Annotated in this window: 17 protein-coding genes; 10 read left to right on the top strand and 7 right to left on the bottom strand. The window is 57.9% G+C overall.

The genetic code is table 11. From position 1 onward, the window contains the following. Window positions 1–94: 94 nt before the first annotated feature. The gene (locus BF12_RS0112670) at window positions 95–1,447 is read left to right on the top strand and encodes an MFS transporter (protein ID WP_024952596.1); all 1,353 of its coding nucleotides are present in this window, start codon (window positions 95–97) and stop codon (window positions 1,445–1,447) included. A 130-nt stretch (window positions 1,448–1,577) separates the two neighbouring features. Here BF12_RS0112670 and BF12_RS0112665 read toward each other — a convergent pair whose 3' ends face one another. Continuing rightward, entirely contained in the window at window positions 1,578–2,336 is a 759-nt protein-coding gene (locus tag BF12_RS0112665; RefSeq protein WP_024952595.1) for a UTRA domain-containing protein, read from the bottom strand. 416 nt (window positions 2,337–2,752) lie between these two features. On the opposite strand from BF12_RS0112665, the gene BF12_RS20005 reads away from it, so the two are divergent. From BF12_RS20005 to BF12_RS0112630, 7 genes are all read left to right on the top strand, one after another. Beyond that, window positions 2,753–3,841: an ABC transporter substrate-binding protein gene (locus BF12_RS20005; RefSeq protein WP_248623704.1), complete on the top strand. Its 1,089-nt coding sequence runs from the start codon at window positions 2,753–2,755 to the stop codon at window positions 3,839–3,841. A 107-nt stretch (window positions 3,842–3,948) separates the two neighbouring features. After that, window positions 3,949–4,791, top strand: a complete 843-nt coding sequence (locus tag BF12_RS0112655) for an alkaline phosphatase family protein (protein ID WP_024952594.1) — start codon at window positions 3,949–3,951, stop codon at window positions 4,789–4,791. Beyond that, entirely contained in the window at window positions 4,788–5,639 is an 852-nt protein-coding gene (locus BF12_RS0112650) for an ABC transporter permease (protein ID WP_246116481.1), read from the top strand. The genes BF12_RS0112655 and BF12_RS0112650 overlap by 4 nt, the downstream gene beginning before the upstream one ends. Continuing rightward, window positions 5,623–6,564, top strand: coding sequence for an ABC transporter permease (locus tag BF12_RS0112645; RefSeq protein ID WP_084488106.1), 942 nt, complete (start codon window positions 5,623–5,625; stop codon window positions 6,562–6,564). Before BF12_RS0112650 ends, BF12_RS0112645 begins: the two co-directional genes overlap by 17 nt. Beyond that, window positions 6,564–7,769: an ABC transporter ATP-binding protein gene (locus BF12_RS0112640; RefSeq protein WP_024952591.1), complete on the top strand. Its 1,206-nt coding sequence runs from the start codon at window positions 6,564–6,566 to the stop codon at window positions 7,767–7,769. Before BF12_RS0112645 ends, BF12_RS0112640 begins: the two co-directional genes overlap by 1 nt. Beyond that, entirely contained in the window at window positions 7,766–8,500 is a 735-nt protein-coding gene (locus BF12_RS0112635) for an HAD family hydrolase (protein WP_084488105.1), read from the top strand. Before BF12_RS0112640 ends, BF12_RS0112635 begins: the two co-directional genes overlap by 4 nt. A 153-nt stretch (window positions 8,501–8,653) precedes the next feature. Beyond that, entirely contained in the window at window positions 8,654–9,877 is a 1,224-nt protein-coding gene (locus tag BF12_RS0112630; protein ID WP_024952589.1) for a GAK system CofD-like protein, read from the top strand. Window positions 9,878–10,000: 123 nt separating this feature from the next. On the opposite strand, the gene chrA is transcribed toward BF12_RS0112630, so the two are convergent. The 4 genes from chrA to BF12_RS23160 form a co-directional block, all read right to left on the bottom strand. After that, window positions 10,001–11,275, bottom strand: coding sequence for a chromate efflux transporter (gene chrA / locus BF12_RS0112625; RefSeq protein ID WP_024952588.1), 1,275 nt, complete (start codon window positions 11,273–11,275; stop codon window positions 10,001–10,003). Between the two features lie 225 nt (window positions 11,276–11,500). Next, complete coding sequence (arsJ, locus tag BF12_RS0112620; protein WP_024952587.1) at window positions 11,501–12,796, bottom strand: organoarsenical effux MFS transporter ArsJ; 1,296 nt, start codon at window positions 12,794–12,796, stop codon at window positions 11,501–11,503. A gap of 1 nt (window position 12,797) precedes the next feature. Beyond that, window positions 12,798–13,847 (bottom strand): ArsJ-associated glyceraldehyde-3-phosphate dehydrogenase, encoded by a 1,050-nt coding sequence (locus BF12_RS0112615; RefSeq protein ID WP_035160104.1) that lies wholly within the window; start codon window positions 13,845–13,847, stop codon window positions 12,798–12,800. A gap of 158 nt (window positions 13,848–14,005) precedes the next feature. Then, window positions 14,006–14,449 (bottom strand): ArsR family transcriptional regulator, encoded by a 444-nt coding sequence (locus BF12_RS23160; RefSeq protein WP_024952585.1) that lies wholly within the window; start codon window positions 14,447–14,449, stop codon window positions 14,006–14,008. 347 nt (window positions 14,450–14,796) lie between these two features. Between BF12_RS23160 and trxA the strand changes: the two genes are divergently transcribed. After that, window positions 14,797–15,120, top strand: coding sequence for a thioredoxin (gene trxA, locus BF12_RS0112605; protein WP_024952584.1), 324 nt, complete (start codon window positions 14,797–14,799; stop codon window positions 15,118–15,120). A gap of 405 nt (window positions 15,121–15,525) precedes the next feature. Next, window positions 15,526–16,425, top strand: a complete 900-nt coding sequence (locus BF12_RS0112600; protein ID WP_211242453.1) for an L-dopachrome tautomerase-related protein — start codon at window positions 15,526–15,528, stop codon at window positions 16,423–16,425. Here the strand turns inward: BF12_RS0112600 and BF12_RS21755 are convergent. Further along, window positions 16,404–16,928, bottom strand: a complete 525-nt coding sequence (locus tag BF12_RS21755) for an integrase core domain-containing protein (RefSeq protein WP_084488104.1) — start codon at window positions 16,926–16,928, stop codon at window positions 16,404–16,406. The two genes, BF12_RS0112600 and BF12_RS21755, sit on opposite strands and share 22 nt — an antisense overlap. A gap of 55 nt (window positions 16,929–16,983) precedes the next feature. After that, window positions 16,984–17,416 (bottom strand): helix-turn-helix domain-containing protein (locus BF12_RS21750; protein ID WP_169734533.1); only part of this gene is annotated, 433 nt, incomplete at its 5' end.

The following is a 17,416-nucleotide window of genomic DNA, read 5'->3' as shown; positions in this document are numbered from 1 at the left end:
GCAATGAGTAACCCTTCGGCACGACGACTACTTCAGGATAAAAGAGGAAGACTCACAACGCGTGATGTCTCGCTTATCTCTGTGGAGTCTCAGCATGCATAACAACAAGACAGGCACGATCGATGAGGTGTCTCCCGCCACGCTAAGGCGTGTATTGGCGGCTTCTGCCATCGGCAATTTCATTGAATGGTTCGACTTTGCCATCTACGGCTTCATGGCCGTGATCATTTCCCAGCACTTCTTTCCGCAGGGCGACCCGACACTGGCACTGCTGCAGACGTTCGCGGTATTCGCCGTGTCTTTTGCCCTACGCCCATTAGGTGGCATCTTCTTTGGCACCCTCGGCGACAGAATCGGGCGCAAGAACGTATTGGCGATCACTATCATCATGATGGCTAGCGCGACGGCCATGATCGGGCTATTGCCGACCTATCAGAGTATCGGGCTGCTCGCACCGCTGGCATTGACACTGGCGCGCTGTGCCCAGGGTTTCTCGGCAGGGGGTGAATATGCCGGCGCCTGTGCTTTCGTGATGGAGCATGCGCCTGACAAGAAGCGCGGCTGGTATGGCAGCTTCATTCCTGTTTCGACCTTCAGTGCCTTCGCAACTGCTGCAGCGCTCGGACTGTGTCTGAATACCCTCGTCTCAGAAGCGACCATGCAGCAATGGGGCTGGCGTATTCCCTTCCTGATTGCAGCACCGCTTGGGTTGATCGGCCTCTACATGCGCCTGAAACTGGATGACTCACCCGCCTTCCGGTTGATCCAGCAGGAGCATCAGGCACCCAATGCGCCCCTTCGCGAAACACTCAATTCTCACGCACCCATCATCATCAGCCTGATGGCCTTCATTTCTGCCACAGCGCTATCGTTCTATATGTTCAGCACCTATTTCGCGACCTACATGCAGGTCGCTGGTGGTGCCAGCCGTCAGACGGCGCTACTGGCAAGCCTGGGCGCATTGGTTATCGCAGCACTGCTATGCCCCGTCGCAGGCTACTACTCTGACAAGGTCGGGCGTCGCAACACCATCATTACCGCTTGCGTCAGTCTCGCGATCGCCGTTTTTCCGGCCTACGGACTGGCCGCCAGCGGTACGCTATGGGCCTCAATGCTTGGGGCATCGCTGATGGCGGTCGGCGCCGTATTGTGCGGCGTCGTCACTGCAGCGTTGCTATCGGAGCAGTTTCCCACCCGCGTGCGCTATACCGCCTCTGCATTGAGCTATAACGTTGCCTATACCATTTTCGGTGGCACGGCACCGCTAGTCGCAACATGGCTAATTGATCTGACCGGCAACAATCTGGCTCCGGCCTGGTATCTGATCGCTATTGCCGCCATCGCCCTGATCGGCGGCCTGCGGTTACCAGAAACCAACGGCATCTCACTTATCGCGATTCCCGACAAACCCGTCCGTCGCCCAGACATCAGTGCGCCAGCCATGTAAATCACTGACGCGACGGTGACTCCTCCCTGATATCGCCAGATCCGAAAAGCACTACCGCGCCAGTGGCTTCCCGACTCACGGGGCTCACTGGCGCGGCAGTGTCCGCCATTCCTTTTTGCTCAGGGCAGACCTATCTCTGCGGTGCAGCGGAAAGGGTCAGTTCGATCGCATCATGTCGCCAGTGTTCGTCATCACAGTCCACGGCACGTCCATTCTGATCGAAATTGATGCGTGTCACCCGCTGCGCAGGACTGCCCTGCGCCGCATTCAGCGCCTCTGCTGCCTCGTTACCCAATACCGTAGAGGCCAACTCAAAACTCACTCGTGTCACGCGTATCGCGTATTCGTTGCGATAAAGATCCGTCAGCGAATGCACAGCAAGATCAAACTCGAGAATTCCCGGGAAACAATCACGGCGCAGATGATGGCAGACGTGTAACACCCGCCGACCGTCGATCCGCCTTATCCGCGTAATGCGATAGACAGCACCCCCTTCCTCGATACCTAACCGACGCGCGATCACCGTATCGGCTGGTACTTCCGCGGCCGTCAACAAGTCGGTCTGCGCCTTGCGCTGCTGGGACTCCACCATTTCCCTGAAAGGGAGACAGGCGAGTAGGTCATATCGCAGCCGAGACGGCGAGACGAACCATCCCCGGCGGTTTTCGCGATAGATGCACCCTTCTGCCTCCAATTGCAGCAAGGCGTCACGCAGCGTGACGCGCGTGGTGCTGAAACGCACCATCATCTGGCGCTCTGACGGTAAGCGCTGACCGCCCATCAAATCCGTCTCTTCCAGATAGGACAGTAACTTGTGGCGCAAACCCGCCACGGGGATTGCCACGGTATCCACATGTTGGCTGATGGCGTCGGGAGAAGGTAATGGCATGCGAGTTTCCTGAGAGAGCACATGAAAGTGGCCTGATGATTCATGGCGAGCAAATTGCATGACATTCATTGTTCAACAATGTCGTTGTCACACCTCTGGTCTAGTTTAGAGGTCACCCCTCTTAACTTCGCCGAGCTACATGTCATTCCAATGAAGTTTGAATGACAGCGAGACGACATGTGCGGCAATACCACCCAATGCTTGCATATCCGTCTGGTGCCGTGCCACGACATCGACACATTCACGACACGGAACTGTCACGACGAGTCGATAAAGTCGTTCCTGACCTTTACATCTGAACTAGACCAGAAAATGAATCACGTAACACTCTGTAAGTAGGCTCAACGTTTCACTCTGCTCGCTTGCGCCACTTTCCCCTTGCGCCGGTTGCTCATCCACATTCTGGAGAAATATCCTTGAAGTCGATCACCAACATCTCATCCCGTACTGCCGGCCTAGTGGCTTCCGCCTTCATGGCGGCCTTGCTGGGCAGTGCCACCGTCAATGCTGCAGACGTGCCTGATGCTGCTGCCGTAGAGGCACTCGTGAAGTCTGCTCAGGCTGAAGGTCGCGTCGATAGCGTCGGCATGCCGGACAGCTGGGCCAACTGGAAAGACACCTGGGCAGATCTTGAGTCCAAGTATTCTCTCGCGCACAGCGACACCGACATGAGCTCTGCCGAGGAAGTTGCCAAGTTCAAGGCCGAAGGCGACAACGCCACAGCAGACATCGGTGACGTGGGCTTCGCCTTCGGCCCGATCGCTGTCAAGCAGGGCGTGACACAGGCCTACAAGCCGAGCACCTGGGATGAGATTCCTGACTGGGCCAAGGACAAGGATGGTGAGTGGATGCTGGGTTACACCGGCACCATCGCCTTCATGATCAACAAGACACTGGTCAGTGAAGACCAACGCCCGACCTCCTTCGCCGACCTCGCCAAGGGTGATTACAACGTCTCCGTCGGTGCCGTAGGCAAGGCATCTCAGGCCAATAATGCCATCCTCGCTGCAGCCTTCGCCAATGGCGGCAAGGAATCCGACCTGACACCGGGCCTGGAAGTCTTCGCTGAGTTGGCCCGTCAGGGGCGCCTGTCCCTCGCCGAGCCGACCATCGCCAATCTGGAAAAAGGGGAAGTCGAAGTCGCGCTGCTGTGGGACTTCAATGCACTTAACTATCGTGATCAGATCGACCGCGACAATTTCGAGGTCGTGATCCCGTCTGATGCCTCCGTCACCTCTGGCTACGCGACCATCATCAACAAGCATGCGGCCCATCCGAATGCGGCGAAGCTTGCACGTGAGTACATCCTGTCAGATGCCGGCCAGCTGAATCTGGCCAAAGGCTACGCTCGTCCAATCCGCGCCGAACACCTGACCCTGCCAGAAGAAATCGCTGCCAAGCTGCTACCCAATGAGCAGTACGCCAATGCTCGCCCCGTACAGGACTTCGCCGGCTGGGAAGCCAGTGCCAGCCAGCTACCGCGCAGTGGCAGTCTCAGGTGTTGATCCACCAGCAGTAAGACCGAGGCAGTCGGTGATCTTGCTGACCGGCTGCGCTTCATCTGACAGACGGCACCGCCTGCGCGGTGCGTCTTGAGCTTTACGGAGTCACCATGTCCCAGCGTGTCATTCTTGTCGTGCTTGATGGCCTCAATCATGCCGTCGGCCATCATGCCATGGGCTACCTGAGCGCATTGGTAGAGGCTGGCCGCGGACAGTATCAGTCGCTGGACTGCGAGCTGCCCGCCATGTCGCGCCCGTTGTATGAATGTCTACTCACCGGTGAACTGCCCGTTGACTCGGGCATCGTCAACAATCAGGTGGTCCGCCGCTCACGTAGCATCAGTCTGTTCGATCTGGCCAGCCGTCAAGGGAGGCGTACCGCTGCCGCAGCCTATCACTGGGTCAGCGAGCTGTATGTCGCCGCGCCCTTCGAACGCAGCCGCCATCGCTGGCTCGACAACCCCGATACCGCCATTCAGGCAGGACTCTTCTACTGGCAGGATCATTATCCGGATGACCACGTGTTCAGCGATGCCGAAATGCTGCGTCTACGTCATGACCCGGATTTCCTGCTGGTGCATAGCATGAATATTGACGATGCCGGCCATCGCCATGGCGGCGATTCACCGCAGTATCGCAATGCCGCCCGCCATGCCGACGTCGCCCTTGCTGACTACTTGCCTGCATGGCTCGAAGCCGGGTATCAGGTCATCGTCACTGCGGATCACGGCATGAACGCCGACCGCTCGCATTCTGGCTTATTGGAAGAAGAGCGACGCGTACCGCTGTGGACGTTCGGTAGCGCCTTTGCCAGTGCACCGGCAATTGAGCTGCGCCAGCGAGAACTCTGCGGCACTGTGGCCACCCTGCTAGGTCTTGAACACGATAAGGCGCTCAATCACACGTTGCTTGCTGCACACGCTCAGCCGTCGGCAAAGGGAAGTGCAGTATGATGCCACCTCGCCTGAAACGATGGATCACCAGCCCTGTGATGTGGTTACTGCCCTTCGCTATCATCTTCGGCGCCTTTCAGATTGCTCCGTTGGTATGGGTGATGATCAGCGCATTCAAGACACCGGACGGTTGGGGGCTGGCACACTTTCATGAGATTGCGACCTCTGCCTTCTTCCGGCAGGCCATTGGCCGCAGCCTCGAGATTTCCTTCATGTCCAGTGTGCTGGGGCTGGCGATTGCGGCAGTCACCTGCCATAGCATGCATCGCTGTGGCCCGCGTCTGACGCGGGCAATGATTGCCTTTACCAACATGACCAGCAATTTTGCCGGGGTACCGCTCGCGTTCGCCTTCATCATCCTGATGGGCGCCAACGGCATGCTGACACTGATGCTGGAGCGGATCGGCATCATCGATGACTTCAATCTTTACTCACGTACGGGCCTGATCGTCATCTACACCTGGTTCCAGATACCGCTGGGGATTCTGTTGCTCTATCCAGCCTTCGGCACACTGCAAAGTGAGTGGCGTGAAGCTGCCAGCCTGCTAGGGGCTGGACGTGTCGCCTACTGGAAGCATATTGGCCTGCCAGTCCTCTGGCCGTCATTGGCCGGCACTCTCACCGTACTGTTCGCCAATGCGATGGGGGCCTATGCCACCGTTTATGCACTGGTGAATACCAGCTACAACCTGATGACCATCCGCATTGCCAACCTGGTCTCCGGAGACCTGTTCCTGCAGCCGGAACTAGCCAGTGCCCTCGCACTTGTTCTGGTCGTGATTCTGGTCATCGTGACGCTTATCCAGCAATGGCTCATGCGGAGGAGCTACCATGTCACTTCCCGCTGAACTGCCTTACCGTCACGGTAAACCGTTACTGCCAAGCCTGATGGCGCGTCTGCGCCTCCTCAATCCGTATACTCTGGTGGTAGGCAGTGTCTTCACATTGCTGGCCCTCCCTCTGGTCGCCACACTGTTCTATGCACTAGCGACACGCTGGGGCGCAAGCCTCACTCCGGACGGCCTGACCATCAAATGGTTTATTGAGTTATGGGCGACGCCACGCTTTCTGGCGGCCTTTGGACGCTCGATTCTGATCGCGGTCAGTGCTCTGATCCTATCGCTCATCTTGATCGTACCCGTGGTGTTCCTCGCCCATACCCGCTACCCGCGGCTCGACAACCTGATGAACGGACTAATCCTGTTACCGTTTGCCGTACCGCCTATCGTCTCCTCCGTCGGCCTGCTGCAGCTATATGCCGGTGGCCCACTACCCATCGTCGGTACGCCGTGGATATTGATTCCAACCTACTTCACCATCGTGCTGCCCTTCATGTATCGCGCACTGGCCAATAGCCTGCGTGCGCTAGATGTGGCCTCACTGATGGAGGCTGCCCAGCTATTAGGCGCCAGTCCGCTCAAGGCATTCTTCCTTGTCGTACTTCCCAATATTCGGATCGGCATCCAGATTGCTGTCTTCCTTGCCTTCTCCTTCCTGGCGGGAGAGTTCGTGTTTGCCAACATGCTGGTCGGCACGCGCTTTGAGACATTGCAGGTCTATCTCAACAATATCCGCGGGGCTAGTGGGCACTTCACCAGCGCACTAGTGATCACCTTGTTCGTCTTCACTCTATTACTCACCTGGCTGGGCAACCGCCAACCAGCAACAGAAGGCCAGCCTGTGGATGAGGCCGACGACACCCTGTCAGGCACTGATCTCACAGCTCCCATACACAACGTCACACCTGATGCAGATTCCCGAGGGACCCGCTAATGCTTGCGACCGACACTTCGTCTTCCGCTCTCGCCATTCAACGAGATGATACCCAACGTGAAGGCGGCCTCTTGACCAGCGCCCTACGGGAACGTGCTGCCGATCAGCACTATTTGAAACTCAGTGGACTGGCCAAAAGCTTCGGATCCACTCGGGTGTTCTCCGAGATCGATGCTGACATTGCCCGAGGCGAATTCATCACCCTGCTCGGCCCGTCCGGGTGTGGAAAATCCACGTTGCTACGCGCCATTGCGGGACTCAACAACGTTGATGCGGGACAGATCATCGTCAATGGTCATGACATTACGCACCTGCCACCTCAGCGACGTGGCATCGGGATGGTCTTCCAGCACTATGCGCTGTTCCCCAATATGCGCGTGGTCGACAATGTGGCCTTTGGTCTGCGCATGAAAAAGGTGCAGCCTGAAGAGCGTGAGCGCCGAGTGAACGAAATATTGCGACTTGTCGAGCTGACCGATCACGCGCAACGCTTCCCTCATCAGCTCTCCGGTGGTCAGCGTCAACGAGTAGCGTTGGCACGCGCGTTGGTTGTAGAACCGCAGATCCTGCTGCTGGACGAGCCATTGTCCGCACTCGATGCACGTATTCGTCGCCATCTACGTGACCAGATTCGGGACATTCAGAAGAGTCTCGGGCTGACCACCCTGTTCGTGACCCACGATCAGGAAGAAGCCCTGCTACTGTCAGACCGCATCTTCCTGATGCATCAGGGCCGTATCCTGCAACAGGGAAACGCCGAGGCGCTATATACCCGTCCCGTCGATGCCACCGCTGCCGGCTTCATGGGGCATTACAATCTGATTGGTCGTGAGCTAGCCCAGCCATTGTTGGGATATCTTAGTGATGGTCCACGTGTCGCGCTGCGTCCGGAAGCGCTCTACCTTCAGCCCGACTCCTCCCTCTACGGCCTGCAGGACAGCCAGGTGAATTTTCCGACCCAGGCACTACCCAGCAATTCTGGCCCCGCCTGCCCAGGCGTGATTCGCCGCCACCAACTGCTTGGCAATATCGTACGCTACGAGGTGGACTGTCAGGGGCTGCGGCTCAATATTGATGTACTCAACCGCAGTTCCCGTCAGTTGCTGCCCACGCACTTGCGCGTTCAGGTCTATGCCGACTTGGATGAGGTGCAGGCATTAGCCGATATTCCTGCTGCATCGCCCACGGCCAAGCAGGCGTCATGATGAATACACTGCGTGAGACCACGACATCATTGCCGATGCCTCTGACGACGGGGCTGGCGATTTTCGATCTCGATGACACCCTGCTCGATGGCGATGCCACAGGGCTATGGACTGACTGGCAGATTCAACAAGGCTGGATCAAGGACGGTGATGAATACCGAGCCATCTGGACACGCCAGATGGAGGACTACATGGCTGGCAATCTCGATATGGAAGACCATCTTGAGCATCTACTGTCACCGCTGATCGGGCGTAACGTCGCTGCTGTCACTGCTGAGGTGGAATACTTCATTGAGGCTGAGCTGATACCACGCCTTTTCAGCGAAGGACTTGAACGTATCGCCTGGCATCAGGCTCAAGGCCATCAGGTAGTGATCATTTCAGCCTCGACTGCACAGCTGGTAGCACCGCTCGCCAAACGCCTCGGGGTTGATGCAGCACTGGCGACTGCACTCGAGATCGACAAGGATTGCTATACCGGTCAGGCGACGGGGATCCGCACCTTCCGCGACGGCAAGCTGGATGCGCTCAAGGCCTGGCAAGCTGAGCAACAACCAGCGCAGACAGACATGCGCATGCAACCGTGCTGGGGCTATTCCGACTCACGCAATGATCTGCCCTTGCTGGAGTTTGTCGATCATCCCTACGCCGTGCGCCCTGATCCTTGCCTGGCAGCCATCGCGCATGAGCGCGACTGGCAGACACTGCACTGGCAGTCACGCGCGAGATAGCTTCACAAATCAAAGGCTGGAAACAAGCGTCGCCACTCAATATCAGTCAGCCGGCATGAGTCGTTTCAGCCCTGACAGTATCTCTAAAAAGGCGACGCTTACGCCAAAAAAGGGCACTCTATGCCAAAGTGAAAAGGCAAAGGAAGCCGGACTATGGCAGAGGTCAAAGTCAGCCGCATCGCACGGGTACCGGACCCGTTACGTGTCAGGCGATATCAGAAGGCACCAGAAGTCGGGCCACGCGTACTATTCTTTAGTGGCGGCTCGGCGTTGACGGGTATTGCACGTACCCTGACGCGTTATACCTATCACAGCATTCATCTGGTCACACCCTTCGATTCCGGTGGCAGTTCTGCCAAATTACGTGATGCCTTCTCGATGCCGGCCATCGGTGATCTGCGCTCACGCCTGATGGCGCTGGCCGATGATAGCGTACTGGGCCATCCCGAGATCTATCGGCTGTTTACGCATCGCCTCCCCAGTGAAGCAAGGCAGGAAATGCTACATGCCACCCTGCGCGAACTGGCCGCGGGACGTCATCCACTAAGCCTGGCCGTGGCGGAGCCCATGCGCACCCTCATCTGTCATCAACTAGGCTTTCTCATCGAGGCCATGCCTGCCGATTTCGATCTGCGCGGCGCCAGTATCGGTAACTTGATCATTGCCGGTGGCTACTTGAATCATCATCAGCAGCTCGATCAGATCATCTTCCTGTTTTCCAAGCTAGTGCATGTGCGCGGTACGGTGCGTGCCATCGTCAATGCCGCCTGTCATCTGGCCGCCACACTGGAAGATGGTGGCAAGATCGTGGGTCAACATCGCATCACCGGCAAGGAGGTCGCGCCACTGGAAAGCCCGATTGCCCATATCGGACTAGCGACGAAAACAAGTGGTGAAGACGATGAAAGCGATAGCTATCAGCCTGTGCGCCCTCAACTGCATGCAAATAATCGTCAGTTGATCGACTCTGCTGAACTGATCTGCTTCCCGCCAGGTAGCTTCTATTCCAGCGTGATTGCCAATCTGCTACCCAGCGGTGTGGGACGTGCGGTGTTCGCTAATCCGTGCCCCAAGGTCTATGTTCCCAACTGCTGCCCAGACCCCGAACAGACAGGCAGGACGCTGGATCAGTTAGTGGCCATTTTGCTCACTACGCTGTGTGCTGACCTCAACCTGATGTCCAACGACTGCCCAACGGAGGGCCTGCTCAACATCGTCCTCATCGATAGCCAGCGCGGCGATTATCCTGGTGGCGTCTCGGTGCCAGCACTGGAACGATTGGGGGTCACCGTGATCGATACCAAATTGATCACGGAAAACAGCGCGCCCTACTATGACAATGAATTACTGGTCACCGCACTGCTGTCGCTGGTGTAACGTGAGCATCAGCAATCGGGTTACCCGCGACCTGCTTCTCTGAGCAGCAAGGCTAGACACAACTCCGCCCGAATACTTGAGTATTCGGGGCGGAGTTGTGTCGGAACGGGGACTCGCCACCGATTACATCATCCCGCGCACGACCCCGATCAAGATCATCCCCAGCACCAGTTTCCAAGGCGCTAGCGAGAAACGTGTCAGTGCGATGAAAGCTGCTAGCGCAATCACCACGTCCAGACGGTTCAGCACGCTGGTCGTCCACAAGGGATCATAAAGCGCCATCCCCAGCACCCCGACCACGGCCGCATTGGCACCTGCCAGTGCCGCTCTCGCGCCTGCGCGTGCACTCAGGCGTCCCCACAAGGGTGCGACGCCAATCAACAGCAAGATTCCCGGCAGGAAGAGGCTCACCATAGCGAGAGTCGATCCCGCCACGACAGACCCACCCGTCAATTGCGCCATCCCGGCCCCCAGCCAAGCGGCGAAGGTGAATAACGGGCCTGGCACTGCTTGAGCCAACCCATAACCGGTCAGGAAGGTCTCTGCTGCGATACGGCCCGTCTCGACGGTGGAGGTTTCAAGCAGTGGCAACACTACATGCCCACCGCCGAACACCAAGGCACCAGCACGATAGAAGATATCGACCAGGCTACCGGAGGCCATCAATGGCAGGCCGGCCAGCAGGACGAAGAACGTGATCAGACATCCCCGTGCAAGCCCTCTCGATACCGGCAATATCAGCCCATCAGGTGCCTGCGCGTGAGAGGATGCGCGTGGAGAACTCCCTCCGTTTGATTCGCGGCACACCACCATGCCCAGCAATGCCCCAAGCCCAATCACACCCACCTGCATCAGCGCCGTCTCGGTCACGGCGAGCCCCAGCATGGCCAGCAACGCCAGACAGATGCGGCGTAAATCCGGGCACAGTTTGATCGCCATGCCCCAGATCGCCTGCGCGACCACTGCAACGGCTACCAGCTTGAGACCGTGAATGACGCCCGAAGCGATCGCGCCCTCGAGACTGCCAGCCACCAGTACTAGCATGAGCAGAGCCAGGGCGGACGGCAACGTAAAGCCTATCCAGGCCAACAGCCCTCCCATCACTCCCCTCCCGCGCACCATGCCGAGCGCAAAGCCGACCTGACTGCTCGCCGGCCCCGGCAAAAACTGGCAGAGCGCCACTAGTTCGGCGTAGGCCTTGTCACTCACCCAGCCACGACGACGTACCAACTCATCATGGAAGTAACCAAGATGCGCAATGGGACCCCCAAAGCTGGTTAGGCCCAGCTTGAGGAAGGTCGCTAACACCTCGCGATGCCGCACGTTTTTCGGCACCTGCATGGTCTCGTCAGGGGCTGACTGCACGGTTGCATCGCTTGCGGGATCACTGAAGGGCATGGCATTTCTCTTGAACAAAGATAAAGATGCGACGACGAATGTCATCGTGACAGCAAGGACTCGATCACTGTCATGCCAGCTTACGCCACGAAAATGACGATTAGCGAAGAGGCCTGGCGCAAGAGACTGACGCTATGGACTGGCACATACAACAACACTCACATCGATAATACATGAGGCCAGAAGGACCTCATCACCTTGCAGGGTGAGAGGTATCCACGTGATCTATTGGTGCTCTGTGCTCTCTTGCGTATCGCTTGGCAGCCCCAATGCCAATAAAGCACTTGCCAACACCAGCCCCGCTGACCACCACAGACAGGCTTCAAGGCCATATGCCTGGTACAGCCAACCAGACAGCAAAGTGCCTAGCAAACGCCCCATCGCATTGGCCATGTAGTAGAAGCCGACATCCATCGAAACGCCGTCGTTACGTGCAAAGTGTACGATTAGATAGCTGTGCCAACTGGAGTTGATGGCGAATACGACGCCGAACGCCATCAGTCCGACAATCAGCCAATCAAGCGGCTGAAGCCCCCCCAAGCGTGAAGTGATCGCACCGCCTTCCAGTGACAGACAGGCCATCAATGCAGGCAGGAGTGCCAGCCCTGCCGCCAACATGACCGTGATATGACGAATACTATTGTCGCCTACCAAGCGTCGCGAGAGCGGGCCGGTGATACGAGGGGCCTGGGTCTGTACTCCGCCATATCCGATCACCCAGGCAGCCATCAATACGCCGACCGTCCAGAAATGCCAGCCGTGCACCTCCGCCAGGTACACCGGAAGTGCCACGACGAACCACACATCACGTGCCGCGAACAGGCACAAGCGAGCAGCCGACAGCACATTCACCGCCCGTGATGTCGAGAACATCTCACGGAAGGCTGGCTTGCGCTTGCCTGTGCTCTGACCCAGCGCCGCCGTCAGATGGCTCAGTGACAGCACCAATACCCCTGCCAGCATGACCCACATGGCCAGCACCGTGCCCTGGAAACCGACGACACTCAGCGCGGCTCCGCCGAGGAAGAAGCCCAGCCCCTTGAGCGCATTCTTGGAGCCAGTGAGCAAGGCGACCCAGCGATAGAGTGCTCCCTGGCGCTGCTCAATGGCCTCATCTTTCGGTACCAGTACCTTGATGGCACTCTTGGCGCTCATCTTGTTGAGGTCTTTTGCGATCCCCGACAATGCCTGCGCCATCATGACCCACATCACCGTGAGTGAAACCTCAGGTACCAGCAACATCCCCAGCGCGACAAGCTGCAACGCAAGCCCGGCGTTCATGGTGTGGTTGAGCCCGAGGCGTGCCCCCAGCCAGCCGCCGACGAGGTTGGTGACCACTCCGAAGGCCTCATAGAACAGAAAGAGCATCGCGACTTCCAGCGCCGAATATCCCAGCGAGTGGAAATGCAGCACCACCAGCATGCGCAACGCGCCATCCGTCAGCGTGAAGGCCCAGTAATTTCCCGTCACCAGCAGGTACTGGCGCACCTCATGGGGCAGCTCTCGCAGGCGGGCAAGCATTTCAGCGCTCCTGTGAGGCGGCTTTGGTCAGATCGCCCAGGCCGACTTTCAAGGCCAGCTCCGCGGTGCGGTTGGCATAGCCCCACTCATTGTCATACCAGGCATACAGCTTGAGCTGAGTACCGGCGACCACCATGGTCGACAAGGCATCGATGATGCTGGAGCGCGAGTCGGTACGGTAATCGATCGATACCAGGGGGCGCGTCTCGAAGCCGAGCACGCCACGCAACTCCCCTTCGGCCGCAGTCTTGAGGGCCTGATTGACCTCGTCTACCGTCACTTCTCGCTGAAGCTCGAACACCATGTCGGTGAGCGAGGCATTGGCCAGTGGTACGCGGATGGCGTGACCATTCAAACGGCCTTCAAGCTCCGGGAAGATGGCACTGATGGCCTTGGCAGAGCCAGTAGTGGTCGGAATCAGGCTCATGCCACAGGCACGGGCACGCCGCAGATCGTGATGAGGTGCATCGAGAATCGTCTGCGTATTGGTGATGTCGTGTACCGTCGTCATTGAACCGTGACGGATACCGAACTGTGCCTGAATGACCTTGATGACGGGCGCGAGGCAGTTGGTCGTGCAACTGGCGGCAGTGACGATACGATGCTCACCAGCCACATAGAGATGGTCATTAACACCCATGACGATGTTGAGCACGCCCTCTTCCTTCACCGGTGCAGAGACCACGACACGCCCGACGCCCTGTGCAAGATAAGCATTCAGCAGTTCAGTGGTCTTTATCTTGCCGGAAGCCTCGATCACCACATCGCATTTCGTCCAGTCAGTTGCCGTTATCTCGCGCTGTGATGAGAAGGCAGTACGATCACCGTCGATCGTGATCGAGTCATCGTCACTGGCAATACCCGCCCCTGGTGACCACTGGCCATGCACGGAATCGAACTCCAGCAAGTGTGCAAAGGTCATCGCATTGCCCCCCGGATCATTGATGCGCACGATATCGAGCGACACTCTCTCTCTCAGCGTCCACAAGGCACGCAGCGCGAGGCGTCCAATACGGCCAAAGCCATTGATACCGATACGGAGCGGACGCATGCCCTCAGGCACATGAAGAGAGGCGGCGTAAGATGGTGCGGTATGTGCTGGACACATGGAGAGTTCCTCACTGACAGTTCAGAAAATAGGACTAGCGAAGCAAGATGACGGCAATGCAAGGGCGCAAAGGAAATGGAGATGGAGATGCTCAGCCGCGTTCAACAACAGCGTTCAGGCCGGTTGGGCATCCCGTCAAGCCATGTCGACCAGCGCGAGACCTCGACCTGCTGGGCCTGACAGGCCGTAGAAAGAATGCTCTCAAGCCATTGTGGCCGGTCGACAGGTAGACGGTAATACACCCATTGGCCACGCCGTTCGCTACTCAACAAGCCACATTCACGTAATTGCGCCAGATGCCGCGAGACCTTGGGCTGTGAGATTGCGGCCAGCGAGGCGCCCGTTGACTGGACATCCAGCTCGCGCTGTTCCAACACCCATATCAACTCGCAAACACAGAGCTCACCGCCTTGTGACAGCAATTGCATCAGCGTCAAACGGGTATCGTCGGCGAGACACTTGAATACCTTCAGCGGTGTGAGTGATGCGTCAGGCTGAGAGCGAGCATCCGAATCACTTGTTTGTGCAGCGCTACTTAGCGTCATTGGAGACCTCTCACTGTGTCATCCATCCATGGCTGATATCGCTTGAACTCGGCAACAACAGACGTAGCCTGTGATGCAAACCCCTATCGACATATGAAATATCATATATACGTTTTACCATATATCAAATGACACTTATGCGTCAGTCTAGTGACACTGTCACGCGAACCCTCTTCCATAGTGATTCAAGGGTGGTGGGTTACTGTTGCCTGAATGGCACGCAAATGTTTCCTGCCTCGAGGAGAAACGCGCTTGCGAACCAAAGTCTTACGGCGTTAGTGTGTGCCTATAAAGTGCAGGCAGCACTCCACTAAATCACGCATCCTTGTGATGCACAGGAGATATGAATGGCTAATTTCACTCAGGTTATCGACAGCAATTACACCCAGGAAGTTACCGAGAGCGCACAGCCGGTGCTGGTGAAGTTCTGGGCGCCGTGGTGCGGCCCGTGCAAGATGCTTGACCCGATTGTCGAGTCCATCGCCGAAGAGCAAGGTGACGCGCTCAAGGTCGTCGCCATCAACGTCGATGATGCACCGGATCTCGCCGCACAGAACGGTGTGCGTGGCCTACCTACCATCGCGCTGTTCAAGGCGGGTGAAAAAATCGAAGCCCTGACAGGCGTTCAGCCGAAAGAAAACTTCGACGCCATGATCGCGCGTCACGCTTGATCCTTTAGAAAACGCCCGAACGAAAGACGCCCTTCGCTGACTGCAAGGGCGTTTTTTGTGTCGCGCGATCTGGAAGAAAACCTAATATATTGATTCAAATGGCATTTTGGCACATTGCGCGCAACAGGCTATCAGTTCAAGAGCTTTGGCATTCGCCTGTAAAATCATTACCCTGCCCCTTCGTACAGACATGATAGTCATCCAGATATAAGGAAGCATTGATGCATACTGCGGCATTTGGGTTTAAGCGGCCTGTCGCACTACTGGGCAGCCTCACTCTGTTCGGCAGTCTGGTTCTGTTCGGCGGCCTGTTAACGGGCTGTGGCATGGAACATTCTACATTGCCCGCCACAACCTCTACCCTCAAGCGGCCCGGCTTATGGGGAAATGCGCTCGGTTGCGGTCATGCAGATCCGCCCTGGTAATGTTGCCGTCACGCCTAGCGGGCGGATTTTCGCCACCATTCACCCGATGGATGGTGATCACGACGTACAGCTAGTCGAAATCACTGGTCAGAACAGCTACCGCGCCTGGCCATCACCGGCTTACCAGACGCATGCCGGCCGCTATGGCGACGCGACCATCGATTCGCCGCTAGGCATCTTTCAGGATGGCCACGGCGGCCTGTGGATGACCGACATGGGCATCCATCTCGGCAAGACACGCCTGTGGGGATTCGACATCGAGAGTGGCAAGTTGATCACCAAGCTGGAATTGCCAGCCAAGATCGCCCCCAAGGGTAGCTTCATTCAAGATCTCGCCGTAGACCGCGCACGCGGCATGGCCTATCTCGCCGACATCGCCAATCCAGGATTGATCACCGTCGATCTCGATAGCGGCAAGACCACTCGTTTCAGCCAGCATCCTTCGCTTGATGCCGAGCCGGATGTCGACTTGCGCATTGATGGCCAGGCAGTACAGTTCAATGGCCAGCCTGCCAAGGTAGGCGTGGACCCGATCACGCTATCAGCAGGCGGTGATACGCTCTATTTCGGCGCGATGACGGGCAACAGCTGGTACAGCGTGCCGACCAAATTGCTACGTGATGACGCCTCTCACGCCACCATCGCTGCCGCTATTACACGCGTGGGCGACAAGCCCGTCTCGGACGGCGCAGAAACCGGTCCTGACGGCACGCACTATTTCACCAACCTCAATCAGCACGGCCTGGATGTGCTGACGCCTGATGGCAAGCTTTCGCCGTTGGTGCGCGATGAGCGATTGGATTGGCCCGATGGTGTGCGCCTGGCTGCGATGTCTGTCAAGCTTGTTGGAACCTGTAATCAGGCGGCTTCTAATCGCTGATCCTGTTGAACCAGCGGGTCTTCCTGGTCGGGGTTCAGCCAGACTGTCCGGCGCGGTGTCCAGTTGCGGGTGGCACTGCTCCACCGCCCGGGATGTTGCCGTTTCGCCTCGGCATAGATGGCGTCTCGCCTTGCCAGCACCTCGTTATCCAGGCCGGCATGCCGCTCCCCCGGGGTGACGAACCGTATGGCGCTGTGGCGGTGTTCGTGGTTGTACCACTGCACGAAGCGCGTCACCCACTGCTGCGCCGCTGACAGGTTCTCGTATCCGTCCATCGGGTAGTCGGGCCGGTACTTGCAGGTCCTGAACAGCGACTCTGAGAAGGCGTTGTCATTGGAGACCCGAGGGCGGCTGTACGACGGAGTGATATTTAACCGCTGCAGCGTCGCCTGAAGCGTCGAGCCTTTCATGGCGGAGCCATTATCGGCGTGTAATACCAGTGGCTGGTTGATGCAGCCTTCGCGCAGCACGGCACGCTGGATTACCTCGCTGCTATTGGCCATGGACTCCTGGTCGAAGACTCGGCATCGACGATCTTGCGACTGTAGATGTCGACGATCATGTACAGGTAGTAGAACTGACCACGCACCTGGTCGGTAAGTAGGTCACGTCCCAGCTCCAACAGGCATTGGGGCGTGTCACCCGGTGTCGCTGGGGGTCGCCCTTGGGACGTGGAGCGCGAGCGCGGCCACGGTGGTGCTGCTCACCATGCTCCCGGAGGATGCGGTAGTAGCTGGACTCTGACGCCACGTAGCGGCCTTCTTCGTCCAGCAGCCGCGGCACGATCTGCCCAGGCGGCAGGCTGGCGAACTCAGGACGATGGCAAATCTCCAGCACCTGCTGACGCTCTTCCGGCGATAGGGCATGACGCGGGACAGGCCGCACCGCTTGAGGCCGGCGATCCTGATCGCCCCGCACCCAGCGGCGATACGTGTTGGTGCCGATGCCGAGTTCAGCGCATGCCGACTGCAGGCGTGCCCCTTGGGCACGC

The organism is Cobetia crustatorum, from assembly GCF_000591415.1.
GTDB classification, from domain to species: Bacteria; Pseudomonadota; Gammaproteobacteria; order Pseudomonadales; family Halomonadaceae; genus Cobetia; species Cobetia crustatorum.
Note: the sequence above shows the minus strand (reverse complement) of the source record. Positions and strands in the feature narration are given on the sequence as shown.